At 69.2% G+C, this 22,976-nt stretch carries 25 protein-coding genes; 11 read left to right on the forward strand and 14 right to left on the reverse strand.

Annotated features, from left to right (window positions below):
• Window positions 1–29: 29 nt before the first annotated feature.
• A complete protein-coding gene (locus AC0LPE_RS23645) occupies window positions 30–320 on the reverse strand; it encodes a putative quinol monooxygenase (protein ID WP_016694018.1) in 291 nt (96 codons plus the stop codon).
• An 87-nt stretch (window positions 321–407) separates the two neighbouring features.
• Between AC0LPE_RS23645 and AC0LPE_RS23650 the strand changes: the two genes are divergently transcribed.
• Complete coding sequence (locus tag AC0LPE_RS23650; protein ID WP_106201630.1) at window positions 408–1,028, forward strand: class I SAM-dependent methyltransferase; 621 nt, start codon at window positions 408–410, stop codon at window positions 1,026–1,028.
• A 3-nt stretch (window positions 1,029–1,031) separates the two neighbouring features.
• Here AC0LPE_RS23650 and AC0LPE_RS23655 read toward each other — a convergent pair whose 3' ends face one another.
• Together AC0LPE_RS23655 and AC0LPE_RS23660 are read right to left on the reverse strand one after the other, a co-directional pair.
• Window positions 1,032–2,474 carry a flavin-containing monooxygenase gene (locus tag AC0LPE_RS23655; RefSeq protein WP_088896923.1) on the reverse strand — a complete coding sequence of 481 codons (1,443 nt, stop codon included), beginning with the start codon at window positions 2,472–2,474 and terminating at the stop codon, window positions 1,032–1,034.
• Window positions 2,475–2,477: 3 nt separating this feature from the next.
• The gene (locus AC0LPE_RS23660) at window positions 2,478–3,488 is read right to left on the reverse strand and encodes a PHP domain-containing protein (protein ID WP_160877347.1); all 1,011 of its coding nucleotides are present in this window, start codon (window positions 3,486–3,488) and stop codon (window positions 2,478–2,480) included.
• Window positions 3,489–3,528: 40 nt separating this feature from the next.
• Here AC0LPE_RS23660 and AC0LPE_RS23665 point away from each other — a divergent pair, with 40 nt between their 5' ends.
• Together AC0LPE_RS23665 and AC0LPE_RS23670 are read left to right on the forward strand one after the other, a co-directional pair.
• Window positions 3,529–4,233: a SanA/YdcF family protein gene (locus tag AC0LPE_RS23665; RefSeq protein WP_088896921.1), complete on the forward strand. Its 705-nt coding sequence runs from the start codon at window positions 3,529–3,531 to the stop codon at window positions 4,231–4,233.
• A 10-nt stretch (window positions 4,234–4,243) separates the two neighbouring features.
• Window positions 4,244–4,915 (forward strand): SDR family oxidoreductase, encoded by a 672-nt coding sequence (locus AC0LPE_RS23670; protein ID WP_039584495.1) that lies wholly within the window; start codon window positions 4,244–4,246, stop codon window positions 4,913–4,915.
• Window positions 4,916–4,970: 55 nt separating this feature from the next.
• Here the strand turns inward: AC0LPE_RS23670 and AC0LPE_RS23675 are convergent, their stop codons facing one another.
• The 3 genes from AC0LPE_RS23675 to AC0LPE_RS23685 are packed head-to-tail and all read right to left on the reverse strand — an operon-like array spanning window position 4,971 to window position 7,429.
• Window positions 4,971–6,029 (reverse strand): DUF6777 domain-containing protein, encoded by a 1,059-nt coding sequence (locus AC0LPE_RS23675; RefSeq protein WP_490605354.1) that lies wholly within the window; start codon window positions 6,027–6,029, stop codon window positions 4,971–4,973.
• A gap of 9 nt (window positions 6,030–6,038) precedes the next feature.
• A complete protein-coding gene (locus tag AC0LPE_RS23680) occupies window positions 6,039–7,046 on the reverse strand; it encodes an alpha/beta fold hydrolase (protein WP_490605355.1) in 1,008 nt (335 codons plus the stop codon).
• Window positions 7,046–7,429: a nuclear transport factor 2 family protein gene (locus AC0LPE_RS23685; protein ID WP_016691032.1), complete on the reverse strand. Its 384-nt coding sequence runs from the start codon at window positions 7,427–7,429 to the stop codon at window positions 7,046–7,048. The genes AC0LPE_RS23680 and AC0LPE_RS23685 overlap by 1 nt, the downstream gene beginning before the upstream one ends.
• Before the next feature lie 143 nt (window positions 7,430–7,572).
• On the opposite strand from AC0LPE_RS23685, the gene AC0LPE_RS23690 reads away from it, so the two are divergent.
• The 3 genes from AC0LPE_RS23690 to AC0LPE_RS23700 all read left to right on the forward strand — a co-directional run bounded on the left by AC0LPE_RS23690 (window position 7,573) and on the right by AC0LPE_RS23700 (window position 9,780).
• Window positions 7,573–8,400, forward strand: coding sequence for an alpha/beta fold hydrolase (locus AC0LPE_RS23690; protein ID WP_160877540.1), 828 nt, complete (start codon window positions 7,573–7,575; stop codon window positions 8,398–8,400).
• 64 nt (window positions 8,401–8,464) lie between these two features.
• The gene (locus tag AC0LPE_RS23695; protein WP_490605356.1) at window positions 8,465–9,061 is read left to right on the forward strand and encodes a CsbD family protein; all 597 of its coding nucleotides are present in this window, start codon (window positions 8,465–8,467) and stop codon (window positions 9,059–9,061) included.
• 59 nt (window positions 9,062–9,120) lie between these two features.
• Window positions 9,121–9,780, forward strand: coding sequence for an IF2 family translation initiation factor (locus AC0LPE_RS23700; protein ID WP_490605357.1), 660 nt, complete (start codon window positions 9,121–9,123; stop codon window positions 9,778–9,780).
• A 95-nt stretch (window positions 9,781–9,875) separates the two neighbouring features.
• Here AC0LPE_RS23700 and leuS read toward each other — a convergent pair whose 3' ends face one another.
• The gene (gene leuS / locus AC0LPE_RS23705; RefSeq protein WP_490605358.1) at window positions 9,876–12,743 is read right to left on the reverse strand and encodes a leucine--tRNA ligase; all 2,868 of its coding nucleotides are present in this window, start codon (window positions 12,741–12,743) and stop codon (window positions 9,876–9,878) included.
• A gap of 96 nt (window positions 12,744–12,839) precedes the next feature.
• Here leuS and AC0LPE_RS23710 point away from each other — a divergent pair, with 96 nt between their 5' ends.
• Window positions 12,840–13,244 (forward strand): SdpI family protein, encoded by a 405-nt coding sequence (locus tag AC0LPE_RS23710; RefSeq protein WP_088896917.1) that lies wholly within the window; start codon window positions 12,840–12,842, stop codon window positions 13,242–13,244.
• A gap of 21 nt (window positions 13,245–13,265) precedes the next feature.
• Here AC0LPE_RS23710 and AC0LPE_RS23715 read toward each other — a convergent pair whose 3' ends face one another.
• The gene (locus AC0LPE_RS23715; protein WP_490605359.1) at window positions 13,266–13,919 is read right to left on the reverse strand and encodes a hemerythrin domain-containing protein; all 654 of its coding nucleotides are present in this window, start codon (window positions 13,917–13,919) and stop codon (window positions 13,266–13,268) included.
• Between the two features lie 101 nt (window positions 13,920–14,020).
• On the opposite strand from AC0LPE_RS23715, the gene AC0LPE_RS23720 reads away from it, so the two are divergent.
• Window positions 14,021–15,172 carry a response regulator transcription factor gene (locus tag AC0LPE_RS23720; RefSeq protein WP_490605360.1) on the forward strand — a complete coding sequence of 384 codons (1,152 nt, stop codon included), beginning with the start codon at window positions 14,021–14,023 and terminating at the stop codon, window positions 15,170–15,172.
• A 5-nt stretch (window positions 15,173–15,177) separates the two neighbouring features.
• Window positions 15,178–16,134 (forward strand): DUF1648 domain-containing protein, encoded by a 957-nt coding sequence (locus tag AC0LPE_RS23725; RefSeq protein WP_490605361.1) that lies wholly within the window; start codon window positions 15,178–15,180, stop codon window positions 16,132–16,134.
• Window positions 16,135–16,159: 25 nt separating this feature from the next.
• Here the strand turns inward: AC0LPE_RS23725 and AC0LPE_RS23730 are convergent, their stop codons facing one another.
• Window positions 16,160–16,777, reverse strand: coding sequence for a YqgE/AlgH family protein (locus AC0LPE_RS23730; RefSeq protein ID WP_490605362.1), 618 nt, complete (start codon window positions 16,775–16,777; stop codon window positions 16,160–16,162).
• Window positions 16,778–16,790: 13 nt separating this feature from the next.
• Window positions 16,791–17,459: a WHG domain-containing protein gene (locus tag AC0LPE_RS23735; protein WP_160877582.1), complete on the reverse strand. Its 669-nt coding sequence runs from the start codon at window positions 17,457–17,459 to the stop codon at window positions 16,791–16,793.
• A 164-nt stretch (window positions 17,460–17,623) separates the two neighbouring features.
• On the opposite strand from AC0LPE_RS23735, the gene AC0LPE_RS23740 reads away from it, so the two are divergent.
• A complete protein-coding gene (locus AC0LPE_RS23740) occupies window positions 17,624–18,571 on the forward strand; it encodes an NAD-dependent epimerase/dehydratase family protein (RefSeq protein WP_423659706.1) in 948 nt (315 codons plus the stop codon).
• 4 nt (window positions 18,572–18,575) lie between these two features.
• Window positions 18,576–19,874 (forward strand): MFS transporter, encoded by a 1,299-nt coding sequence (locus AC0LPE_RS23745; protein ID WP_490605363.1) that lies wholly within the window; start codon window positions 18,576–18,578, stop codon window positions 19,872–19,874.
• A gap of 46 nt (window positions 19,875–19,920) precedes the next feature.
• Here the strand turns inward: AC0LPE_RS23745 and AC0LPE_RS23750 are convergent, their stop codons facing one another.
• The 4 genes from AC0LPE_RS23750 to AC0LPE_RS23765 are packed head-to-tail and all read right to left on the reverse strand — an operon-like array spanning window position 19,921 to window position 22,914.
• Complete coding sequence (locus AC0LPE_RS23750) at window positions 19,921–20,982, reverse strand: sulfate/molybdate ABC transporter ATP-binding protein (protein ID WP_423659702.1); 1,062 nt, start codon at window positions 20,980–20,982, stop codon at window positions 19,921–19,923.
• The gene (locus tag AC0LPE_RS23755; RefSeq protein WP_160877560.1) at window positions 20,979–21,764 is read right to left on the reverse strand and encodes an ABC transporter permease; all 786 of its coding nucleotides are present in this window, start codon (window positions 21,762–21,764) and stop codon (window positions 20,979–20,981) included. Before AC0LPE_RS23755 ends, AC0LPE_RS23750 begins: the two co-directional genes overlap by 4 nt.
• On the reverse strand, window positions 21,761–22,513 hold the full coding sequence (gene modA / locus AC0LPE_RS23760; RefSeq protein WP_160877562.1) for a molybdate ABC transporter substrate-binding protein: 753 nt from the start codon (window positions 22,511–22,513) through the stop codon (window positions 21,761–21,763). Before modA ends, AC0LPE_RS23755 begins: the two co-directional genes overlap by 4 nt.
• Entirely contained in the window at window positions 22,510–22,914 is a 405-nt protein-coding gene (locus tag AC0LPE_RS23765) for a TOBE domain-containing protein (RefSeq protein WP_160877564.1), read from the reverse strand. The genes modA and AC0LPE_RS23765 overlap by 4 nt, the downstream gene beginning before the upstream one ends.
• Window positions 22,915–22,976 lie beyond the last annotated feature (62 nt).

The following is a 22,976-nucleotide window of genomic DNA, read 5'->3' on the forward strand; positions in this document are numbered from 1 at the left end:
TCGATCTCCGGCAGGATCTGCGACGAGAACTACTCGTTCGACGGCTGCACGTCCGGGACGAGGTACTCCGAGACCTCCATCGACCGGATCTCCCGGGCCTGATCGTCGTCGGGTCCGCTGCCGCGGAAGTCGTCGAGCTGTGCCCGTGACTCCCACCGTTCGTAGATGCAGACGCGGTCGGGTTCGATCAGGTCCGCGGTGACAGCGAAGTCGAGGCAGCCCGGCGCTCTGCGGGCGGCCTCGACGACGGACCTGCAGGTCGCCAGATAGAACTCACGCCTGTCGGCGTCGACGGTGAGATGTCCTGCGACGATGATCATGAATCCCCTCCCGTGGTCACTGCCTCGTGGTGGGTAGGACCTGCGAACGCGGTCGAACTCATCGCGACACCGTCGTACCATGCCGGAGTGACCCAGCCCGGATACGACGCCCTCGCGGATCTGTACGTCGAGCTGTTCCCCGATCCGTACCTGACGCCCCTCGAACGCCACACCGTCGCCGCCTTCGCCGAAATGGTGCGGCAGAGCCCGGTGCAGGGCGTCGTGCTGGATGTGGGTTGCGGACCCGGATACGTAGCCGCGGACCTCGCCGAACGCGGACTCGACGTGATCGGCCTCGATCCCAGCACCGAGATGCTGCGCATCGCGCGCGGCGCACACTCCGCGCTGCGATTCGTCCGGGACGATGCACGACTCGGGTCCGACGAACTCCGCGAAGTGGTTCCGAGCGCGATCATCGCGCGGTGCAGCCTCATCCATGTTCTGCCGTCCGAGATCCCCGGGATCCTCGACGGGTGGGCGGAGCGGATTCCGTCCGGGGGCGTGGTACTCGTCGCGGGCCAGATTACCGACACCCCCGGCGAAGTGATCGAGTTCGACCACGCGGTGGCGCCGGCGTGGCGGTGGCACCCGGATCGTCTCGCCACGGCGTTGTCCGATGCCGGATTCGACGAGGTGTGGCGGACGGTCAGCCGCCCCGACGCCGACCATCGCTTCCCCGACGTCCATCTGGCGGCGCGCCGGCGCTGACGGTCAGGGTGTGAACTGCATCGATTCGTCGATACGTCCGAGCCGCATGGTGGGCAGGTCGAGGAGATAGTTCTGCCGCATCAGCCACGGGCTGCGCGAACCCTGTTTGGGCAGAGCACCTTCCGCGCGGTGGATGTAACCGGAGTCGAGACCGAGCAGTGGACGGGTGCGGCCGTCGCCCGAATATCGCGGCATCGCCGAGCGGTAACCGTTACGGCGCATGTACCGCAACAACCGGCACACGTAGAGGGACGCGAGATCGGCACGCAGGGTCCACGACGCGTTGGTGTAGCCGAGGCACATCGCAGCATTGGGCAGGCCGTCGAGCATCATGCCGCGGTAGATGAACCGGGTGGACAGGTCGATCTTCTCCCCGTCGACGACGAACTCGATTCCGCCGGCGGGCACCAGTTGCAGACCCGTTGCGGGGATCAGGATCTCGGCCTCGAGCTCGCGACCGGACTCGAGACGGACACTCTTCTCGGTGACGGTGTCGATCCGGTCGGTGACGATCTCGGCCTTCCCTGCGCGCAGGGTGCGGAACAGATCGGAGTCGGGGACCACGCACAGTCGCTGATCCCACGGGTCGTAGCGCGGTGAGAAATGGGGATCGACCGGAACCCTGCCGCGCAGGCGACGTTCGGTGAAGGTGCGCAGCACGCGTTTCGCGGCGGAGGGGAACCGCTGGCAGAACTGGTAGAAGCCGAGATTGACGACGACGTTCTTCGTCCGCACCGCGCGGTGGGCCGGCTTGTCGGGCAACAGGCGTCGTATCCGCGTCGCGATCGGGTCGCGCGCGGGCAGCGACATCACGTAGGTGGGGGAGCGCTGCAGCATCGTCACGTGCTCGGCCTTCTCCGCGAGTGCGGGCACGAGCGTGACGGCCGTGGCGCCACTGCCGATCACCACGATCTTCTTCCCCTCGTAGTCGAGGTCGCCGGGCCAGAACTGCGGATGCACGATCGTGCCCGCGAAGTCCTGCAGGCCCGGGATGTCGGGGAGATAACCGGACTCGTAGCTGTAGTAGCCGCTGCAGAGATAGAGGAAGGAACAGGACATCTCCACCGTGCCCTGCCCCGTCGAGGCACGCACCGTCCACCGGGCGTCCTCCGACGACCACGATGCATCGATCACCTTGTGACCGAACCGGATCCGCCGGTCGATACCGAATTCGGCGGCGGTGTCGCGGATGTACTGCAGGATGTCGGGGCCGTCGGCGATGGACTTCTCACCCCGCCACGGGCGGAACGGGAAGCCGAGCGTGTACATGTCGCTGTCCGACCGGATCCCCGGATAGCGGAACAGATCCCACGTACCACCGATCGCGTCGCGACTCTCGAGGATGGCGTACCCGAGATCCGGGCACTGCGTCTGCAGCCGGTAACCGGCATCGATGCCGGACAGTCCGGCTCCCACGATCAGTACGTCGACGTGTTCCACGCGCATCCCCTACCTGTCGGTCCACGCCAGCAGGTCGTCGACCTCCCAGGTGTTGATCACCTGTTCGGGTTCGACACCCCGCTCGACGGCACGTTCGCAACCGTACCCGAGCCAGTCGAGCTGCCCGGGTGCGTGCGCATCGGTGTCGATGGAGAACAGGCAGCCCGTCTCGAGCGCGAGGTCGATGAGACGCGACGGCGGGTCGCGGCGTTCGGGCCGGCAGTTGATCTCGACGGCGGTGTCGTGGTCGCGACACGCGGCGAAGACCTTCTCGGCGTCGAACTTCGATTCCGGACGACTTCCGCGACCTCCGGCGACGAGACGGCCGGTGCAGTGCCCGAGGACGTCGACGTGGGGATTCGCCGCCGCACGCAGCATGCGTTTCGTCATCGCCGACCGGTCGGCCCGCAGGTTCGAGTGCACGCTCGCGACGACGACGTCGAGTTCGGCGAGCAGTCCTTCGTCCTGGTCGAGTGACCCGTCGTCGAGGATGTCGACCTCGATACCCGTGAGAATCCTTGCACCACTGCTGTTCTCGTTGATGTCCGCGACGATGGCGAGCTGCGAGCGCAACCGTTCCGCGGTGAGGCCGTTCGCGACCTTCAGGCGAGGGGAGTGGTCGGTGAGGGCGAAGTACTCGTGCCCGATCATCGTCGACGCGACGCGGTGCATTTCGTCGATGGGGCTGCCGCCGTCGGACCAGTTCGAGTGGGTGTGCAGGTCGCCGCGCAGGGACTCGAGCAGGTCGCGGCCGCCGCGGCCGATCGGGTCGGCCTCCTCGCGCAACTGCTCGAGATAGGCGGGCACTCCGTCGAACGACTCCCGGACGACGGTCGCGGTCTTCTTCCCGACACCCGGCAGATCGGTCCACGAGTCGGTCTTCCGCAGCACCTCCCGCTTGTGGTCGCTCACCTCGGCGAGCACCTCCGCCGCGCGACGATAGGCCTGCACGCGGTAGGTGTCGGCGTGTTCGCGTTCGAGCCAGAAGGCGACTTCGCGGAGTGCGTCGACGGGGTCCACCCCTCCATTGTGGCCGCCGGGCGTCCGTAATCTGGGACGCATGCTCGAATCCGTCCGGTCGTCGTCCCCCCTCGGTGCGGTCTCCGCACTGGTCGTCGGTGCCGTGTCCGCGCTGACACTCGTCTCCGCCCGTGTGGCGTCGGAGGCGAAGGACCTCATGTACGAGGTGGACGACGCGCCGCCCGCCCCGGTGGTGATCGTGCCGGGCGCGCGGGTGCACGAGGGCCGTCCGATGCGGGTGCTCCGCAGCCGCCTCGACGTCGCGGTCGCGTTGATGGAGCGGGGACGGGTGCAGGCCGTGCTCGTCTCGGGCGACGGGGCCGGAACCTCGGGCGACGAGATCGAGGCGATGATCGCGTATCTCGTCGAGCAGGGCGTGAACCGGGAACGGATCGTCGCCGACCCGTACGGTCTCGACACCTACGACACCGCCCGGCGTGCCGTCGCCACCTACGGCGTGCGGCAGGCACTGATCACGACCCAGGCCTTCCACCTTCCGCGCGCAGTGGCGTTGTGCCGGCGGGCGGGCATCGACATCGCCGGAGTCCGCGCCGCGAACGACGTGCGACTGCGCACGCGGCTGAGGAATCTGGCGCGCGAGTACGTGCTGTCGCGCCCCAAGGCGTTCCTCGAACTCCGGTTCCCGCGCGACCCCGCGGTGGAGACCCCGCCGGACGACCGGCTCGCCGAGATCCTGGCCGGTCTCGAGCACGGTGCGGTGGCCGCCCCACCGTCTGCTTCCTAGGCTCGTGATCATGCGCCCCACAGCTCTCGTCACCGGAGGGGGTCGCGGTCTCGGTGCCGCGATCGCCCACGAACTCGCTCCCACCCACGATCTGCTCCTCGGTGGCCGGCGTCGCGAGTCGCTCGACGCGATCCTCGAGGAACTACCCGACGCCACGCCGTGGCCCGTGGACCTGCTCGACCACGACGCCGTCGCCGCGGCCGCCGCCGACATCGACCGGCTCGACGTCCTCGTCCACAACGCGGGCGTCGCCGAACTGGGCACGATCGCCGACAGCGAGCCCCGGCAGTGGCGCGAGACGTTCGAGGCGAACGTCGTCGCCGTCGTCGCCCTGACGCAGGTGCTACTGCCGGCCCTGCGCGCGGCGAACGGCCACGTGGTGCTCATCAACTCGGGGGCGGGTCTGCGTGCTCGCCCCGGGTGGGGTGCCTATGCCGCGAGCAAGTTCGCCCTGCGGGCGTTCGGCGACGCACTGCGCGAGGAGGAACCCGCGCTGCGGGTCACCTCGATCCACCCGGGCCGGATCGACACCGACATGCAACGCGCGATCGTCGCGTCGGAAGGCCGCGAGTACGACCCGTCGCAGTTCCTCAGCCCCGGCACGGTGGCGCGCGCGGTGCGGCAGGTCGTCGAGGCGCCGGTCGACGCCCACCCCACCGAGGTCGTTCTGCGTCCTCGCTGACGACTCGGAACGGCTGACGACTCGGAACGGCTGACGGCTCGGAACGGCTGACGGCTCAGAACGGCAGCGGAATCACTACCGGGGGAGCGCCTGGGATCTGGATCTGGATCTGCGGAGGCGGAGGCGCGGGAGCCCGCGGCGCCGGCGGGGGTGCCGGTGCCGGTGCCGGCGCAGGAGCGGGTTCCGGAACCGGCGGTGGTGGCGGCGGTTCCGGAGCGGGCGGAGGCGGAGGCGGTGGTGGTTCCGGGGGAGGAGGCGGCGGCGGTGCCGCGGCTTCCGGCACGGGATCGCGCCGCGGCGCGGGAACGGGTACCTGCAGCGCCTCGGTCTCGGGGCGGGACTCCTCCGTGGTCTCCGGTGCGGCCGGAGCCGTGGTCTTCGGCAGGGCCTCACCGACCGGCACGGGGACCATCGCACCGGTCGTGATGTCGACGACCTCCAACTCCCGCACGGCAGTCGCGGCGGGCTGGACGACGAACATCCGCTCGGCGTTCAGTCCGGGCCATTTCGGGCCTTCGAGTTCGTCGTTGCCGGTGAGCACCGGCGCGGACAGCGGATTACCGCGCACGCACCGCACGCGCGGAACACCGAGTTCGTCGACGAGGACGATCGTGCCGCGCTCGAGCAGCGACTGCACGGGCCGCGCGGCACCGTCGCGGTACTCGTGCATGGTCACCCGGGTGTCGGCGCGCAACAGGACCGCCGTGAGGGTGTCGGTGTACCCGCGGATGTCGGGCACGCCGAGGACACCGCGCCACGCCTCGGCCTTGGCCGGGTCCTCCTCCAGATGAAGGATGAGTCCTTCGCGGTCGCACAGGGGCCGGTCGAGACTGCCCCCGTAGAGGGCCGGCCGGTCACCGGGGACGGCCGGGGTCCCGGCGGTCGCGGTGACCGGGTCGCCGCCGTCCTCGACGACTTCGGGAGGTGGGGGCGGCACCGCGACCGGCACCTGCGGCGGCACGAGACGCGGCGTCCACGGGTCGTCCTGGGCGGTGGCGACATGCAGTTGCACGGGCGTCGTCGTCTCGACCGAACCGCCCGACGAGCAGGCACCCGCCACCAGTGCCGTCAGGGCGAGTGCCAGACCGAATCCACGAACCGTGTCGCTGGCCACGCCGTCATGCTAGGTCGATGATCGCCGGTGAAAGTGCTGTTCGGCGGTTCTCGTCGGTATCCGGATCCCGGAGAGGAAACGCAGGAGGAGGTCGTTCACCTCGTCGCGACGTTCCATCTGTACGAAATGCCCCGCGCCCTCGAGCAGGTGGACACCGCGCAGATCGGGGACGAAGGCACGCATCCGTTCGAGCGCCGACGACCCCGACATCGCGACGACAGGATCCCGGTCGCCGGCCACGAACAGCGTCGGTACCTGCACCTTCGCGCCCTCGTAGGGACGCGACGCCTCCCAGTTCGCGTCGTAGGCGCGGTACCAGGACAGACCCCCGCCGAATCCGGTGCGGGCGAACTCGGCCGCGTAGTGCGCGAGTTCGTCGTCGTCGAGCCAGTCCCACGGCAGCTCGGGAGCGGTGGGCAGCACGTCGAGATATCCGCGTCCCTCGGACGGATGCGACCACACGTCGAGATAGCGGTATCCGCCCGACAGCGCGAAGAACAGCCGCTGCAGGAACTCGCGCGGGCGGGGATCGAGTTCCGCCTCCGCGACCCCCGGTTCCTGGAAGTAGTGGAGGTGGAGGAAATGCTTGTCGGCGAGACCGCGGAAGATCTCGCTGGGTCGTGCCGGCATCCGATCGGGCGAGTAGGGCACGGCGAGCAGGACGAGACCGGCGACGCGATCCGGATGTCGCAGCGCCGTCGTCCACGCGACGGGCGCACCGAAGTCGTGACCGACGACGATCGCGCTGTCGATCCCGAGGACGTCGAGCAGCCGGACGAGGCGATCGGCGACCGCGACGTTCGTGTACTCCTCGACCTCCCGGGGCCGGTCGGTGCGGCCGTAACCGGGCATGTCCGGGGCGACGGCACGGTATCCGGCGTCGACGAGCGGCTCGAACTGGTGCCGGTAGCTGTACCCCAGGCCGGGGAATCCGTGGCACATGACGACCGCGGGCCCGTCACCCCGATCGTCGATGTTCCACGTGAAACCATCGACCTCGACGATGCGGCTGCCCATCAGGAAGCGGGGACGGTCTGCATGTCCTCCTGGCTCCAGAACGCCCTCATGCTCGTGATCCTCGCGTCGTCGTCGAAGGTCATCACGTCGACGACCTCCATGACCAGATCCTGCTCACCCAGGTGCGTGACCAGGCGGAACACGAAAGCCGCGTTGTTCTCCGCGATCTTGAGGGTGATCACCTCACCGGTCTGCGCGAGCGGTTCGACCACTCCGTAGAACTCGCGGATCTCGGCCTCGGTGGCGCGGACCGGCGTGCCGACCGGATCCTCGACGGTCGCGCCCGGCGCGTACAGAGCGAGGACGTCGTCGACGGTGCCCGAGGCAACGGACTTCACGTAGTTCTCGACGGTGGCGCGGATCGCGTCCCGACTCGGTGCCATGAGGTCTCCTTCGTTCGAATCTGGAACACGTTTCACTTCGACGGTAGTGGGCCGGATCCGCGGATGCACTCGCGATTCCCACTCGGAAGACCCCGCGTCGGAGGACGATGACATCGCCATCACCCGGAACGATCGGAGACCCGATGATCGACGCTGTCGCCTTCACCCTCGACGGACACGCCGGCGCCCTCGCAGCGCGCACATGGGTCGGCGAGACCCCGCGCTACGTGGCGTTGCTGTGCCACGGCTACGGCGAGCACTGCGGACGCTACGAATACGTGGCCGCGCGCCTCGTCGCCGACGGCGCCGCCGTCTACGCGGTGGACCACATCGGTCACGGCCTCAGCGACGGCGAACGCGTCCTCATCGACGACTTCGAGAAGGTGGTCGACGACTTCCGCCTGCTCGATCTCACGGCGCGACGCGAGCATCCCGACCTGCCGGTCGTGCTCGTCGGACACTCGATGGGCGGCATGATCGCCGCCCGGTACGCGCAGCGATACGGCTCGGAACTGGCCGCGGTCGTCCTGTCCGGCCCGGTCCTCGGCAGATGGGCGGCGGTCGACGCCCTGCTCACGGCCGAGGAGATCCCGGACACCCCCATCGATCCGTCCACCCTCTCCCGTGATCCCGAGGTGGGTCGCGCCTACGTGGCCGACCCGCTCGTCTGGCACGGCCCGTTCAAGCGCACCACCGTGCAGGCGCTGAAGACCTGCATCGACACGATCACCGCCGCCGGTGCCGTCGACGACGTGCCCGTGCTGTGGCTCCACGGTGAGGACGATCGGCTGGTTCCCCTCGACGGCACCGCCACCGGATGGTCGTCGCTGGCAGGTCGCGGGTCGTCGTCGAAGACCTATCCCGAGGCACGGCACGAGATCTTCAACGAGACGAATCGGGACGAGGTCCTGGGCGATGTCGTCGACTTCGTCGGCACCCATATGCGCCCTCTCGAGACTCTCGAGGATTGAAGCCGACCGCGCCTGGCTACCCCAAGCCATGGGGCCGTCCCCTTCGTGTCCCGTACGGAAGGAGATGACCGTGGTCGAAGACAGCCCATCCGACAGGGCTCGCCCTGGCCCGGCCGACAAGGCACGCCTCGGGTTGAAGCAGACGGTGTTCGGCAAGGCAAAGGAGGTCGCCGGCGCTCTGACCGGCAACGATTCCCTCACCGCCGAAGGCCGACTCGAGCAGGAGCAGGCCCGGCAGACCAGGAAGGCCGACACCCTCTCGCACATGGCCGAGGCCGAGAGCGACGAGGCGGTCGAGCAGCTCGACGCCGTCCGCGAGGCCGGACAGCAGGAACGCGAGACCATGCAGCAGCGGACCGACGCCGTCGAGACGCAGGCCGAGCGGGAGGCACGGGTCCGCAAACAGGCCGCCGACCTCGAATGTCAGGAGAACATCGTCCGAGGGCGGTCCGACGCCGTCCGCGATGCCACAGCCGCCGAGCAGCAGGCACGCCGTGAGGAGAACGACCAGGTCACGGATGCCGCGGCAGAGGTCGCGGCCGCCGACGAGGACCACCGACGCGCCTCCCACGACGCCGAACGTGCACGCCTGCAGGCCGAGGAGGAACGCCGCAAGGCCGAAGCCCTCGAACGCACGCTGACCGACGAGCCGGATCGCTGACGAACACCACCGACATTCCCTACCGGAGCTGTACCCCCATCGAAGTTGGAGATGCGCCCATGAACCTCACCACTCTGCCCAAGAGCGTTCTGCGACTGCAGTACAAGATCGCCCGCTTCCCGTTGGGGTTGATCGAGCAGCAGTTGCGGTTCCTGCCCACCGACGCCCCGCCGCGCCTGATGTACGAGCGGGGACTGGGCATGCTGGACGGCATCGTCGGCAGTGTGCTCGACGACCAGGAGATCGCCACGCGCGGGGCACTCGCCACCGAACGTGCCGATGCGGTGAAGCGCGCCGAGAAACTCGACGCCCAGGCCGCGGCCGAGAATCGCGCGGCGGACGCCGAACTCCGCCGGACGCGTGAGCGCGCCGAGGCCGAGCAGAAAGCCGCACGGCGCGACCGTGAGAAGGAGGTCCAGCAGGCCCGCGAGCGTGCGCAGGAACGCGCGAAGCAGGCGGAGAAGGAAGCCGAGCAGAAGAAGGCCGCCGAGACCGCGAAGGCCGATCAGGAGGCCGCCGCGAAGCGCCGTGCCGCCGAGACGGCGAAGAAGAAGGACGAGGAGCGCATCCGCAAGGCCGAGGAGGAGGCCGCCGAGCCCGCCAAGGTCTCCCTCAAGGATGCCGTCGCCAAGCAGCTCGAGGCGAAGGAGGCGGAGGAGCGCGCACACGATGCGGGCGAGGTCGCCGAGTTCGAGAAGATCGAACACAAGAACCCCTGAGCGAGAGTCGCTCTCGGTGAAATCCGAGCGCACAGCACAGACGACGAGACCCCGGTGCACAGGATGCACCGGGGTCTCGCTCGTCGGAAGTGTTGCTACTTCACGACATTGACCATCTTGCCGGGAACCACGATCACCTTGCGCGGTGCGGCACCGCCGAGCAGGTCGGCGATCTTCTCGTCCGCGAGCGCAGCGGCCTCGATCGCGTCGGGTGCGGCGTCGGCCGGGACGGTGATGCGGCTGCGCACCTTGCCGTTGACCTGGATCGGGTACTCGACGCTGTCCTCGACGAGCCACTTCTCGTCGGCGACCGGGAACGGGCCGTGCGCAAGCGATTCGGTGTGTCCGAGACGCGACCACATCTCCTCGGCGAGGTGCGGGGCGACCGGGCCGAGCATGAGCACGAGCGGTTCGACGGCGCTGCGCGGCGCACCCGACGGGTACTGCTTCGTCAGATGGTTCGTGTACTCGATGAGCTTGGCGATCGCCGTGTTGTCGCGCAGGTGGGTGAAGTCGTCGGACACGCCCGCGACCGTCTTGTTGAGCGCCCGCAGCGTGTCGTCACCGGGGGTCTCGTCGGTGACGCGCAGCGCGCCGCTCTCCTCCTCGACCACCAGACGCCACACGCGCTGCAGGAAGCGGTGCGCGCCGACGACGTCCTTGGTCGCCCACGGACGCGACTGATCGAGCGGACCCATCGACATCTCGTAGACGCGCAGGGTGTCGGCGCCGTACTCGTCGAAGATCTGGTCGGGGCTGACGGAGTTCTTGAGCGACTTGCCCATCTTCCCGTACTCGCGAGCGACCTCCTGCTCACCGTCCGGGCCGGTCCAGTAGAACGTGCCGTCGCGCTCGACGACCTCCTCGGCCGGCACGTACACACCGCGCGAGTCGGTGTAGGCGTAGGCCTGGATGTAACCCTGGTTGAACAGGCGACGGTACGGCTCCGAGGAGGTGACGTACCCGAGGTCGAAGAGCACCTTGTGCCAGAACCGGGCGTACAGCAGGTGCAGCACCGCATGCTCGACACCACCGACGTAGAGGTCGACGCCACCCGGATCGTTCGGGCCGTGCAGTTCCGGGCGCGGACCGGTCCAGTACGCCTCGTTCTCCTTGTCGCAGAAGGCTTCCGAGTTGGTGGGGTCGATGTAGCGCAGCTGGTACCAGGAGCTGCCGGCCCACTGCGGCATCACGTTGGTGTCGCGCGTGTAGCGCTTGAGGCCGTCGCCGAGATCGAGCTCGACGTTCATCCAGTCCACCGCCTTCGCGAGCGGCGGGGACGGTTCGGAATCGGCGTCGTCCGGATCGAAGGAGACCGGCGCGTAATCCTCGACCTCCGGAAGTTCCACGGGCAGAGCGGATTCGGGCAGCGCATGGGCGCGTCCCCGCTCGTCGTAGACGATCGGGAAGGGCTCGCCCCAGTACCGCTGCCGCGCGAACAACCAGTCGCGCAGCTTGTACTGGATGGTGCCGCGTCCGGCGCCGTCCTCCTCGAGTTTCGCGACGATCGTCTTCTTCGCCTCGGCGACGTCGAGACCGTCGAGCAGGCCGGAGTTCACCAGCACACCGTCGCCGGTGTACGCCTCGGCGGTGACGTCGCCGCCGGAGATGACTTCGCGGACGGGCAGGCCGAAGGCGGTCGCGAACTCCCAGTCGCGCTGGTCGTGGCCGGGAACGGCCATGATCGCGCCGGTGCCGTAGCCGGTGAGGACGTAGTCGGCGATGAAGATCGGCAGTCGCTCGCCGTTGACCGGGTTCACGGCGTAGGCGCCGAGGAACACACCGGTCTTCTCCTTCGACTCCTGACGCTCGAGATCGGACTTCGCGGCGATCGATGCACGGTAGGCCGCAACCGCGGCAGCCGGATCGGCGGCGCCACCGGTCCAGCGCTCGTCGACACCCTCGGGCCAGGACGCACCGACGATCCGGTCGACGAGTTCGTGCTCGGGAGCGAGGGTCACGTAGCTGGCACCGAACAGGGTGTCGGGCCGGGTCGTGAACACCTCGATCGCCGAATCGTGGTCGGCGACGGCGAACTTCACCTGAGCGCCGTGCGAGCGCCCGATCCAGTTGCGCTGCATGGACTTGACCTTGTCGGTCCAGTCCAGGTGCTCGAGATCGTCGATCAGACGGTCGGAGTAGGCGGTGATCCGCATCATCCACTGACGCAGGTTCTTCCGGAAGACCGGGAAGTTGCCGCGCTCGGAACGGCCGTCGGCCGTGACCTCCTCGTTGGCGAGCACCGTACCCAGGCCCGGGCACCAGTTGACGAGCGAATCCGACCGGTACACCAGACGGTACGAGTCGATGATGTCGGCGCGCTCACCCTCCGACAGCGACGCCCAGTCGCGTCCGTCCTCGAGACGACGCGTGCCGTCGGCGAACTCGGCCTCGAGTTCGGAGATGCGGCGAGCCCGTCCGGCCTCGCGGTCGTACCAGGCGTTGTAGATCGTCAGGAAGATCCACTGCGTCCAGCGGTAGAAGTCGACGTCGGTCGTCGCGACCGAGCGACGCTCGTCGTGCCCGAGACCGAGCCGGGAGAGCTGCCGCTTCATGTTTCCGATGTTGGCCTCGGTGGTCGTGCGCGGGTGCGTGCCCGTCTGCACGGCGTACTGCTCGGCCGGCAGGCCGAAGGCGTCGTAACCGAGGGTGTGCAGCACGTTGCGGCCCTGCATGCGGTTGAAGCGCGCGTACACGTCGGTGGCGATGTACCCGAGCGGGTGCCCTACGTGCAGGCCCGAGCCCGACGGGTACGGGAACATGTCCTGCACGAACAGCTTGTCGGAGGGCACCTCGCCGGCGAGATCGCCCACCGGATTGGGGGCATGGAAGGTGCCGCGCTCGCGCCAGAGCTCCTGCCAGCGCTGCTCGATCCGCCCCGCGAGCTCGGCGGTGTACCGATGCTGCGGAGTGCTGCCGGGTTCGTGCTGGGAGTTCTGTTCGGGACGGGTCACGGTGATCACTATCTACTCGGCCGGGCGTGTGAGTGCTCCCACCAGGGTAGAACGTGCCCGCACCCGCGCAGACCGGTGGCACCACCGGCCGCGTATCCTGGTCGGGTGCTCATCGTCGCTGTCCTGCTCTTCGTGCTCGCTCTCGTCGTCGGCGCGGTGGGTGTCGCGGCACTGACCGGCAAGCTCCCACGCAACCGCTGGGCCGGTGTGCGCACCCCCGACGCGCTGCGTGACGACGACGCGTTCGCACTGGCCAACAAGGTCGCCGCACCCAGCATGCTCGGGTCCGCGGTGCTCCTCGCCCTCGGTGGAGTCGCGTCGCTGACCCTGCCCACCGTCGCCGGGATCATCGCGGTCGTCGTCACGGTGGTGGCCGCCCTGATCACCGCCGGAGCCGGCGGATCCGTCGCAGCGCGCGTCGCTGCGGCGACCAAGCCGGAGGAGACGGCCGGCTGCGGTACCTCGTGCGGCGCGTGCAGCCTGCGCGGGGCGTGCGAGCCGACCGCCTGACGGTCCTCCCACCGGCAGTCCTCACTCCCAGCGGCGCTCCCGTGCGTAGCGCGGCGTCCACCAGAACCGGTTGAGCACCCGCACCGGTACCGGGAGGCTCTTCACCACCGTGGCCACGCGGTCCTTCGGCGCCCCCTCGAAGAGGTAGGGCAGCATCTCGGAGACCTCGCGCTTCTCGAGCTGCGCGAACGCGCGCATCGAGATGTCGTGCCATTCCTCCTTGGTGATCGTCTGCTCGATCAGCGGGAAGGCGTCGCGTTCCTCGTGCGCGAGGTGTGCACCCAGTGACGTGACGAGCCCGTCGAGCAGACCGCCGAGCCGCTCGGTCGCGGTCTCCCGGTCGTCGAGTGCGGTCTCGATCTCGGCCAGGGCCGGGTCGATCACGGCATGTTCGGTCTCCATCGCGTCGAGCACCTCCATCGCCGCCGTGTCGTGGGCGAGCCGAGGCCGCATGAACGGCCAGACGTAGACGTCCTCGATGGAGTGGTGCGTGTGCAGTTCGGTACTGAATCCGTGCCAGCCGAGGAGCAGCGCATCGTGCGTGCCGGGATCGGCGGTCCGCCACCTCTGCGCGAAGTCGGCGAGACGTTCGGTGTCCCGACGCAGGGCGGAGTGGATCAGATGCACGACCTCCAGATCCTCGGCGGACAACGGCGTGGCGTGAGTGGTGGTCATGGCGGGTACCTCGACTTCCGTATGAATGTCCCCGTGTCCATGGAGCCTCGTCGCCGCGCGAGGTGTTCTCAATCCCACATTCGAGGGGGATACTTCGAGGGATGCGCTCTGCGCAGCGGTTGAGGGCAGGCATTCACGACGCGGCCTCCGCGGCTGCGGACGGCGCGCAGTTCCGCGAGATCGTCATGGACGTGCTCGGCGCCTTCGTTCCGTACGACGGGGGTTGCCTGGCACCCGTCGACCCTGCCGTCGTGGTTCCCACCGGCTTCACCACCCGAGGTCTCGACGACCCGGTCGAGGCCCTCCGGTTGTCGATCGAGATCGAGTACGGCCCGGACCCCGATCCGGACAGTCTCTACGTGCTCCTCCGGCGTCCGACCGGACTGCGCCGCATCGGCGAACCGGCGGACGACGGGACTCGAGACGGACACCGCCGCTATCTCGAACTCGTGTCGCAGCTGGGCATGGGACACGAACTGCAGTTGGTCTTCCGGGACGGCGACCGTCGGTGCTGGGGTGTCGGAGAGCTGATGCGCGAACCGGGACGCGGCTTCACCGATGCCGAACTCGCGATGCTCGACGACGTGCTCGGCGACATCGCGAACGGTTTCCGCACCACACTCATCCGGGACGCGTCGGCGCGGGTGCGACACACGGAGATTGCGGCCGGGTGTCCGGGTCCGGCCGTGGTCGTGATCGGGGCGGACGACGACTTCGATTCCGTGACCGCCTCGGCGGCGGTCTGGTTCGAGCGTCTCGGCTGGGGCAGTCCCGTCCGGGGCCGTCCCGGGCCGGCGCACGTGATCGCCCGCCAGGTCCGCAGGACACGACCCGCCCCTGCGACGGTGCGCCTGCGCACCCTCGACGGTGAATGGGTGGTGTTGCGCGCCGCGATCTTCGACGAGACCGGTCGCGTCGTCATGACCCTCGAACAGGCACGCCTGCCCGAGATCGTCACGCTGGTCACCGCGGCCTACGGTCTGACGCCCCGTGAATCGGAGGTGCTCGTCGAAGTGCTCGCCGGACGGTCGCGCAACGAGATCGCGAAGCGGTTGTTCATCAGCCCGTACACCGTGCAGGACCACCTGAAGAACATCTTCACCAAGACCGGTGTGAACAGCCGGCGCAGCCTCGTCTCGCGACTCGCGTGTACCGAGTACATGCCCCGGTTCGGTGGCGACCTGCGACCCGACGGATGGTTCGACGAGAGCGGAACGAGGACGGCGCCGGTGGAGGCCCGCACCCTAGGCTGACCCCCATGACGACGACGCGTCAGGTCGACCCCGTGGGTGTGCTGCTCGGACTGGTCGTTCCGTTGCTGTGTGCCGTGGCCGTACTCGTGCTCACCCGTTCGTGGCTCCCGCGGTTGCCCGGTGAGATCGCCACGCACTGGTCGGGTACGGCCCCCGATTCGTTCGGCTCGCCCATGACCTCGGCGTGGACCGCCGCTCTGTTGATCGTGCTCGTCGGGGGTGGGTGCTGCGCGATCGCCGCGCTCGCGCAGGCGCAGCTGCTCATGCGCCGCTACATGCTCGCGATCGGTCTCGGGGTCACCGGCACGATCACCGCGCTGTTCCTCGCCGGTCTCGCGGGGCAGCTCGACACGACCGACGCCACGCAGACCCCGTTGGAGGGTTGGCCGGCGGTGCTCGGCATGTGGGTGGGTATCGCGGTGGGCTGGTTCGGGGGACGGCTGCTGCGCGACGGCCGGGAGCGGAAGACCGCGACAGCGGCTCCGGATCCGTCACTGCCGCGCGGTCGTGCCGAACTGCCGATCGTCGAGCAGGTGGGCACCGGTGCGGGCACCACTGCGGGACTGTCGCTGCTCGTCCTGGTCCCCGCGCTCGTCGTGTGCGGTGCGACGCAGAGCTGGTGGCCGCTGGGCCTGATCGCGCCCGTCGCCCCGCTCGTGCTGGGTCTGCTGCGCTACACCGTGGTGGTTGACGCGGACGGGATCCGGGTGTCGAATCTGGCCACCGACGCGCTCGGATACGACCTCGACGAGATCGTCGGCGCGAAGGTCACCGAGACCCGCCCGTTCCAGGACTGGGGCGGCTGGGGGCTGCGGGCCAAGGGTGGCAAGCGGTACGGCCTGGTCACGCGCACCGGACCTGCCGTCGTGGTGACCACGGCGTCGGGACACGAATTGACCGTGACCGCAACGAAGGCCGAGGAGATGGCCGGCGCGCTCAACACGCTCGCCGACGCCCGCTGACGGGTCCCCGGTCGCCCGACGGAACTCAGTTGCGTTCGACCTCGATGGGGTGGGTCGCGAGCAACGCCATCGGCAGCGGCTGCCGGCGCAGCACCCTCGCCCACAGGTCGAGGTGCGCGGGAGCGAGCACGTCGGCGGGCAGACCCGAGACCACCATCCAGTCGTCGTTGCGCAGTTCGCCGTCGAGCTGACCTGCGCTCCACCCCGCGTATCCCGCGAAGATCCGCACACCCTCGACGTAGTGGGCGATGTGCCCGGGATCGGCGTCGAGGTCGATCATCACCACTCGGCCGTCGACGTGACGGATGCCGGGGACATCGGTGATGTCGGCGCCCACCCGCAGCGTGCCGAGGCACAGTGCCGAACTGCGGTGGACGGGACCGCCCACGAACAGGGTCTTCGGTTCGGCGGCGAGCCACGACCATTGCGGCAGCATCGCGTCGACGGAGGTGTCGCTGATGCGGTTCAGGACGACACCGAAGCTTCCGGCATCGGTGTGCTCGATGATGTAGACGACGGTGCGGCGGAAGGTCGGCTCGGTGAGATCGGTGGCGGAGACGAGCAGGCTGCCGGCCCGCACCCTGGGTATCGAGGGTGCGGTGCGGTCCTCGGGTTCGTCCTGATGCTGCGCCACGTCAGCCATTCTGTCACCGCCGTCAGCGGCGTGTGGGGTGGAACCCGACGGTCTGTGCCAACAAGGCGAGATGATGTTCGAACAGGACCTCGCGGTCCGGAAAAGTGTCGGGGCCGTACTGCCCGAAGACCTCGAAGCTCACGGACCCGAACAGCGACGGCCACGCCCAGAGACCGCGTGCCAGTACGGAATCCGGGGCGGTGAGGGAGAACTCGTCCCGGATCCGGCCCAGCGGTTCCCCCAGGCTCTCCAGCGGTGGGGTACCGGCCGCGTCGTCCAATACACCCGCAGCGTAGGCCTCGTCCACGATCCGGGCCAGTCGCAGGACCACGCGGATACCGGGTGCGGTGGTGCGCTCGGCCGGGGCGGCGTAACCGGGCACCGGACTTCCGTACAGCAGCCCGTAGCGGGCCGGTTCGGCCAGCGCCCACGAGCGCACAGCACGGCCGAGGGTGAGGAACCGTTCGCGGTGGTCGGAGGGGTCGACCGCGTCGACAGCACGGTCGACACTGTCGCCCAGTTCGTCGTAGGCGTCGACGACGAGCAGGGTGAGCAGCTCGTCGCGGCTCGAGACGTAGCGGTAGACGGCGGAGGAGACGACGCCCAGGTCTCGGGCGACGGCGCGCAGCGACAGCGCCGCCGCTCCGTGGGTGCCGAGATGCTCGCGGCCGATCCGGAGGATGTCGGCCATCGTCTGTGCGCGTGCGCGTGCCCGTGGTGTCGTCACCGGACCATTCTGCGTCGAACAGAGAGCACCGTCAACAAACGAGAGCAGCGCTCTTGACAATCTCGGCCACACAGAGGATCGTCGAAGCCATCAGAGAGCAGTGCTCACACTTTTCGAATCGAGGAATCATGTCGCATCTACAGGTGGTCGCAGGAGCCGGACCCGTGGGCTGGACCGTCGCCGAACAACTTGCCGCACAAGGACATCGCGTGCGTGTTCTGACCCGATCGGGCAGCGGACCGGAAGGCGCGGGCATCGAACGCCTGCGCGTCGACGTCACCGACCCCGAGGCCGTGGCCGCAGCGCTCGTCGACGAGGACGGACTAGTTGCCGACGCCGTGTACATGTGCGTCCACGGGTCGGCCTACCGTGCCGACGTGTGGGCACGCGAACTTCCCGTCGCCGAGCGGGTCGTTCTCGACGCCGCCGCGAACCTGTCGGAGAAGATGGTCGTCGTCTTCCCCGAGAGCCTCTACTCGTACAGCGAGCCCGACCGGGTCATGACCGAGGACTCACCCCGTGAGGCCGACACCGGCAAGCGCGGTGTCCGGCGGCAACTCCTCACCGCCCGCGCCGCCCATCGCGCCCCGACGGTGAGCGTCGTGGCATCGGACTTCTTCGGTCCGCGGGCACTGAACGCGATGGCCGGAGAACGCATGGTGCCCACCGTGCTCGCCGGGAAGAAGGTGCGGGTGCTCGGCTCGGCCGACCTCCCGCACTCGTTCACCTACGTTCCCGACCTGGCCGCGGCGATGATCGCGGCAGCGGGGGAGCCGGCGGTGTGGAACACCGTGATCCACGCACCCACCGGACCGGCTGTGACACAGCGGGAGATCGCCACAGCCTTCACCCGGGCGGCCGGCCTTCCCGCGCCCGCGGTGGGGACGATCCCGTCCTGGCTGGTGCGGGCCGGCGGCGTCGTGAACCGGGACATGAAGGAACTCGCGGAGATGCTCTACCAGTTCGACGCTCCGTTCGTCATGGACTCGACCCACACCGAACAGGTACTCGGCCTGTCACCCACCCCGCTCGACGAGGCGGCCGCCCGCACGGTCGAATGGTGGCGGAGCCGATAGTGTCGTGCTTGTGCGAGACTCCGGGCAGCAGTCCAGGCAGCGGGCGTGGCGATCGACCGCGACCGCCCTGCGGAACTCGCCGGGTCTCGTACGACTGACCGGGGTGCGGTTCGCGAGCCAGTTCGGCGACGGACTGTTCCAGGCCGCACTCGGCGGGGCGATCCTGTTCAACCCCGAGCGTCACACCGACCCCGTCACGATCGCGGCAGGCTTCGCCGTGCTGCTGTTGCCGTACTCGGTGATCGGTCCGTTCGCCGGCGCCCTGCTCGACCGATGGGACCGACGTCTCGTCCTCGTCTGGGCCAACCTGCTCCGCGGAGTGTTCATCGCGGCGGCCGCGGCCGTGTTGCTTCTCGGAGGACCGCAGACCCCACTCATGCTGCTCGCGCTCGCCGCCGTCGGCGTGAGCAGATTCGTCCTGGCAGGCGTCTCGGCCTCGCTCCCACACGTGGTCGCCCAGTCGTGGCTCGTCCCGGTCAATTCCGTTCTGGCGACGGTCGGTTCGGGTGTCTCGGCGGTCGGGGCCGCCACGGCGGTCGCGACCATCGGATTCGTGGGCGCGGGCGACACCGGTTCCGGGACGGCCGTCCTTCTCGGAGTGAGCGGCTCGCTCGTCGGCGCGGTCGCCGCAGCGGGATTCGCCGCGAATGCGCTCGGCCCCGAGGGAATACGTCCCCGCGACGTGATCCGCACCGTCCTGTCGGGTCTGCGGACCGGTGCGGGAGCCGTCCTCGAAGCGCCGGGTGTGACGATCGCGATGCTCGGAATCGGCGCGCACCGCATCGTGTTCGGCATCGACACGCTCATCATGATGCTCGTCCTGCGCGCCGACGAGAAGGACTCCGACCTGCTCGGGGGATTCTCCGGGTTCGGTGTCGCGGTGGCCTGCACCGCCGCCGGCATGCTCCTCGCAGCGGTGCTCGCACCGATCCTGATCCCGCGACTGGGCCGGCCGCGCACCGTCACCGTCGGGTTGATCGCCGCCGCGATCGTGCAGTTCGCGTTCGTCACCACCGTGTCGGCCGGGCCGCTGCTCGTCGCGGCCTTCCTGCTCGGCCTCGCCGGTCAGACCATCAAACTCACCGGCGACGCGGCCATGCAGATCGACATCGACGACGCGCGCCGAGGACGGGTCTTCGCGCTGCAGGACACCGTCTTCAACATCGCCTTCCTCGGCGCGATCGTCGTGGCGGCCTTCCTCATCGACCCCGACGGGCGCACGCCCGAACTGGCCGTCGCAGGTGGGGTCGTCTACCTGATCGGGCTCGTCGCCGTGCTCGTCGTGCGCCGCACACGGTACTGATCACGCATCCACAGCAGTAGCGATCACGCGCTCAGCGCGGCAGCGATCACGTGCTCAGCGCGGCCGGGTGGATTCCCACCTCCGTGGCCTTGACGACGAACCACACGGAGTCGCCCGGATGGACGTCGAGGTCGGCGAGTGCCGCCGTCGTGATCTCCGCGGCGATACCCGTATCCGACCACACGAGCACCGTCGACCCCTGCGCCTCGAGTTCCGCGATCCTCACCCGCAGGGCGTTGCGCGGGCTCCCGTGCGGGGCCTCGGTGTAGACGGCGACCGCCGACGGCGCGAAGACGGCGACGGCGGCCGTACCCGGGACGCAGTCGTCGTGGACCCGGCCGTGGACGAGACCGTCCGCGGATTCCAAGGCGTCCTGTCGCACGGTTCCGGTGACGAGATTGGTCCCCGCGATGCGGGCGGCGAAGGCGCTGCGCGGTCGCGTCAGCACCCGACGGACCGGCCCGTCCTCGACGATCCGACCGGCCTCGATCACGATCACCCGATCGGCGAGGGCGAGCACGTCCAGCGGGTCGTGGGTGACGAGCAGGGCCGTGCGCCCGCTGTCGCGCAGGACGCGTCGCAGCAACGACCGCAGCACCGGAGTCGCGGTGACGTCGAGCGCGGCCATCGGCTCGTCGAGCAGCAACAGGTGCGGTTCGGCCGCCAGGGCACGCGCGAGCGCGACCCGCTGTGCCTGTCCACCCGAGAGTTCGTGCGGACGACGATCGGTGAGATCTGCGGCGTCGACCTTCCGCAGCCACCTCTCGGCGCGGGCACGGGCCTCCCGCCGGCCCGCACCCGCGCTGCGTGGTGCGAACTCGACGTTGCCCGCGACCGTCAGGTGCGGGAAGAGCAGGGCCTGCTGGGCGAGCAACACCACCGACCGGTCGTGCGGAGCCACGGCGATGCCGGTCGCGGTGTCGGTGAGGACGCGACCGTCGAGTTCCACACGACCCGCATCGGGACGCAGCAGACCGGACACCACCCCCAGCAGCGTCGACTTGCCGGCTCCGTTGGGGCCGAGCACCGCGACGATCTCACCCTGCGCGACCTCGAGATCGATGTCGACGTCGCGTGCGGCGACCCGGGTCCGCACCGTCAGGCTCACAGCGGCCGGTCCTTCCGCCGCGAGTACACGGCCACGACGATCACGACGGCCACCCCGATCAGCACCAGTGACAGCGCGACGGCAGCGTCGGGATCGGTCTCCCGCTGCAGGTAGATCTCGAGCGGCAGCGTGCGCGTCACACCCTGCAGGCTCCCGGCGAAGGTGAGGGTCGCGCCGAATTCGCCCAGAGCACGGGCGAATGCGAGTACCGAACCCGAGATCAGGCCCGGTAGCACGAGGGGCAGGGTGATACGCCGGAAGACCGTCGTGGGGCGCGCCCCGAGTGTCGCCGCGACGTCCTCGTAACGCGAACCCGCACTGCGCAGCGCACCTTCGAGACTCGTGACGAGGAAGGGCAGTGCGACGAAGGTCTGCGCGAGCACGACCGCCGTGGTGGTGAACGCGATGTGGATCCCGAGCGCGTCGAGGTGCTCACCGATCAACCCGCGCCGACCGAAGGTGTAGAGCAGGGCGATGCCACCCACGACCGGAGGCAGCACGAGCGGCAGGAGGACGAACCCGCGGATCACCGACATCCATCGGAAACTACTGCGCGCCAGCACCACTGCGAGAGGTACGCCGAGCAGGATGCACAGGATCGTGGCGGCCGCGGAGGTGCGCAGACTCAGGACGAGCGCGTCGAGGGACGCCGGGGACGTCACGAGCGAGGGGAAGGTCGTCCAGTCGACGGTGAGCAGCATCGACACCAGGGGCACGACGACGAACAGCAACCCGAGGACCGCGGGAACGAACAACCACCGGGGCAGTCCCGTCGCGGTCACGGCGCACCGAATCCTGCGTCGGCGAGAACGGCGCGGCCGTCCGTACCGGTGACGAAGCGCACGAAGGCGTTCGCGCGACCGGGATCGCGAGAATCGGACAGTGTCGCAACGGGATAGATGTTGACGACCTCCGCGGCCTCCGGGACGGAGACGACGGTGACCTTCTCACCGGCGCCCGTCGCGTCGGTGACGTAGACCAGACCGGCGTCGGCCTGCCCGGAGGTGACCTTGCCGAGCACGTCGGTCACCGACGACTCCTCGGACACCGGCGCGAGCTCGACACCGGCGGTCTCCTCGAGTCGCTCGGTGGCCGCCCCGCACGGCACCTGAGGGGCGCACACGACCACCGAGAGACCGCCACCGGTGAGATCGTCGAACGAGGTGATGTTCTTCGGGTTCCCCGGTTCGGTGACGATCGTGAGTGTGTTGGTCGCGAACGGGACCGGTTCACCGGCAACGACTCCGGCGTCGACGGCGGCGTCCATCGTCCGGGTGTCGGCGGAGGCGAAGACGTCGGCGGGTGCGCCCTGCTCGAGTTGGGTCTCGAGATCGGACGAGCCGGCGAACGAGAGCTCCACCGTCACTCCGGGGTTCGCCTCCTCGAATCGTTCGGCGATCTCGGTGAACGGTGCACGGAGCGAGGCCGCCGCATAGACGGTGAGCACATCCGAGCCACCGCCGGTGCCGCACGACGTCAGCGCCGCAGCGGTGAGACCGGCAGCGAGCGCGGCGAGCGCCCCGCGCCTCATCCGTCCCCTCCGGGTGTCTCGACGATGACGGTGGTCGCCTTGACGACGGCCACCCCGACGCTGCCCGGCTCGAGACCGAGTTCGTTCACGGCCTCGGTGCTCATGAGCGAGACGATCCGGTGGGGGCCGCACTGCATCTCCACCTGCGACATGACTGTGTCGGAGACGACGCGCGTGACCAGCCCGACGAAGCGGTTGCGGGCGGAACTGCCCACCCCGAGCGGATCGGGGCCGGCATCGGCCTGAGCGCGGGCGAACTCCGCCAGCTCGCGACCGTCGACGGTCTTGCGCCCAGCGGGGTCCTTACCGGCGTGCAGCAGCCCCTGGTCGATCCAGCGACGGACCGTGTCGTCGCTGACCCCCAGCAACGACGCGGCGTCGCGGATCCGGAGCGAGCTCACAGTTGTCTCCGCAGATGCGTCATGAACAACACGCTATATCCGCATCTGCGGACCGACAAGCA

It is taken from the genome of Rhodococcus sp. S3 (assembly GCF_058211795.1).

Excerpts from the sequence above, each read along its gene's own strand:
- AC0LPE_RS23690 (WP_160877540.1), top strand. The coding sequence starts at position 7,573 with ATGATCGACGCTGTCGCCTTCACCCTCGACGGACACGCCGGCGCCCTC.
- AC0LPE_RS23680 (WP_490605355.1), bottom strand. The coding sequence starts at position 7,046 with ATGGGCAGCCGCATCGTCGAGGTCGATGGTTTCACGTGGAACATCGAC.
- AC0LPE_RS23670 (WP_039584495.1), top strand. The coding sequence starts at position 4,244 with ATGCGCCCCACAGCTCTCGTCACCGGAGGGGGTCGCGGTCTCGGTGCC.
- modA (WP_160877562.1), bottom strand. The coding sequence starts at position 22,513 with ATGAGGCGCGGGGCGCTCGCCGCGCTCGCTGCCGGTCTCACCGCTGCG.
- AC0LPE_RS23735 (WP_160877582.1), bottom strand. The coding sequence starts at position 17,459 with ATGGCCGACATCCTCCGGATCGGCCGCGAGCATCTCGGCACCCACGGA.
- AC0LPE_RS23700 (WP_490605357.1), top strand. The coding sequence starts at position 9,121 with ATGAACCTCACCACTCTGCCCAAGAGCGTTCTGCGACTGCAGTACAAG.
- AC0LPE_RS23665 (WP_088896921.1), top strand. The coding sequence starts at position 3,529 with ATGCTCGAATCCGTCCGGTCGTCGTCCCCCCTCGGTGCGGTCTCCGCA.
- AC0LPE_RS23720 (WP_490605360.1), top strand. The coding sequence starts at position 14,021 with ATGCGCTCTGCGCAGCGGTTGAGGGCAGGCATTCACGACGCGGCCTCC.
- AC0LPE_RS23645 (WP_016694018.1), bottom strand. The coding sequence starts at position 320 with ATGATCATCGTCGCAGGACATCTCACCGTCGACGCCGACAGGCGTGAG.
- AC0LPE_RS23655 (WP_088896923.1), bottom strand. The coding sequence starts at position 2,474 with ATGCGCGTGGAACACGTCGACGTACTGATCGTGGGAGCCGGACTGTCC.
- AC0LPE_RS23730 (WP_490605362.1), bottom strand. The coding sequence starts at position 16,777 with ATGGCTGACGTGGCGCAGCATCAGGACGAACCCGAGGACCGCACCGCA.
- AC0LPE_RS23725 (WP_490605361.1), top strand. The coding sequence starts at position 15,178 with ATGACGACGACGCGTCAGGTCGACCCCGTGGGTGTGCTGCTCGGACTG.
- AC0LPE_RS23715 (WP_490605359.1), bottom strand. The coding sequence starts at position 13,919 with ATGACCACCACTCACGCCACGCCGTTGTCCGCCGAGGATCTGGAGGTC.
- AC0LPE_RS23740 (WP_423659706.1), top strand. The coding sequence starts at position 17,624 with ATGTCGCATCTACAGGTGGTCGCAGGAGCCGGACCCGTGGGCTGGACC.
- AC0LPE_RS23695 (WP_490605356.1), top strand. The coding sequence starts at position 8,465 with ATGACCGTGGTCGAAGACAGCCCATCCGACAGGGCTCGCCCTGGCCCG.
- AC0LPE_RS23685 (WP_016691032.1), bottom strand. The coding sequence starts at position 7,429 with ATGGCACCGAGTCGGGACGCGATCCGCGCCACCGTCGAGAACTACGTG.